The sequence below is a fragment of the Rhizobacter sp. Root404 genome, from assembly GCF_001425865.1.
GTDB lineage: Bacteria > Pseudomonadota > Gammaproteobacteria > Burkholderiales > Burkholderiaceae_C > LMDS01.
This window is the reverse complement of sequence record NZ_LMDS01000004.1, coordinates 2,127,765-2,128,353: the sequence shown is the minus strand read 5'-3', so window position 1 is coordinate 2,128,353 and position 589 is coordinate 2,127,765. Positions and strand designations below refer to the sequence as shown.

The window sequence follows — 589 nt, the reverse complement described above, 5'->3', positions numbered from 1 at the left end:
GGGGGGTCGGGCTCAGATGTCGAAGAACACCGTCTCGCCCTCGCCCTGCAGGCGGATGTCGAAGCGGTAGACCGGCACGCCGCTGGCTCCTGTGCCCGTGCCTGGGCTGCGCTGCGCAACGAGCGTGGCGCGGCGCGCCTCCCACTCGATGATGTTGAGCACCGCGTCCTTCGCGTTCGCCTCGGCCTCGTCGCTGAAGTACAGCCGCGTGTTCAGCCCGAGGTTGATCCCGCGTGCGACCACCCACACGTTGATGTGCGGCGCCATGAAGCGGCCGTTCCTTCCGGTCACCACGCCCGGCTTGATCGTCTCGAAGGTGTACACGCCGGTGTCGAAGTCGGTGCAGCTGCGCCCCCAGCCGCGGAACTCCGGGTCTTCGGCCTTGCCCGGCTGGCGGTCCGCCGGGTGCGCGTACCGGCCGGCCGCGTTGGCCTGCCAGATCTCGATCAGCACGTCCTTGAGCACCGTGCCGATGCCGTCGAACACCCGCCCCTCGATCCGGATGCGCTCGCCCTGGGTGCGCTCGTTGGTCAGCACGCTGCCGAAGTTGCGCTCGAAGATGTCGAAGCCGGCCTGCTGCGGCGCCAGG

General features: G+C 69.6%; 1 protein-coding gene. It reads right to left on the bottom strand.

From position 1 onward, the window contains the following. Positions 1–12: 12 nt before the first annotated feature. Positions 13–589: protocatechuate 3,4-dioxygenase subunit alpha (pcaG, locus tag ASC76_RS25750; RefSeq protein WP_056466842.1), on the bottom strand; the 577-nt coding region annotated here is incomplete at its 5' end.